General features: G+C 28.8%; 1 protein-coding gene. It reads right to left on the bottom strand.

The genetic code is table 11. The annotated features are described in order from the left end of the window. A partial coding sequence (locus KH893_RS11720) for an ATP-binding cassette domain-containing protein (protein WP_281166266.1) occupies positions 1-244 on the bottom strand: 244 nt, incomplete at its 3' end. Between the last annotated feature and the right edge of the window lie 273 nt (positions 245-517).

Genomic DNA, 517 nt, shown 5'->3' with positions numbered 1-517 from the left:
CGGGAATAAAATTAACCTCTTTAACAAAATCGCTCAAACTAATATTTTCTTGGTAATCCGTTATTATTTTGATGTTTTCTTCGTTTTCCAAATTTAATAAACCACTCAATAATCTGAATAGTGTTGTTTTACCGCTACCATTGTCGCCTTTAAGCCAATTAATTTTCCTTTCCAAAAACTGAATTTCCATATCGGAAAATACGACTTTATCTTTAAATTGAATATTAATGTTTGAAATTTTCATTATCCATGTATCATTTTTAAAATGAACGCACGCGGTATCGACTCCGCTCCTGCCGCCAGGACCAGAAGCACTAAAATTAATAATTCTAAACTACTAATGTCACCCGCTGAAAATGATGAATCCTTTCTCATAAGTTCTTTAGATTTTTTATGCTAATAGTCCTAAGCAAAAATTAAATATTTTAAACCATTATTCAAAGTTTCTTTTAAATTCATATTTTTTCTTTCCAACACTCAAAATAATTAGATTTATAAATGTCACAGTAATCAAAAA

This window comes from Liquorilactobacillus sicerae (genome assembly GCF_029916425.1).
GTDB classification, from domain to species: Bacteria; Bacillota; Bacilli; order Lactobacillales; family Lactobacillaceae; genus Liquorilactobacillus; species Liquorilactobacillus sicerae.
The sequence above is the reverse complement of the archived record's forward strand: the minus strand, read 5'-3'. Positions and strand labels throughout refer to the sequence as shown.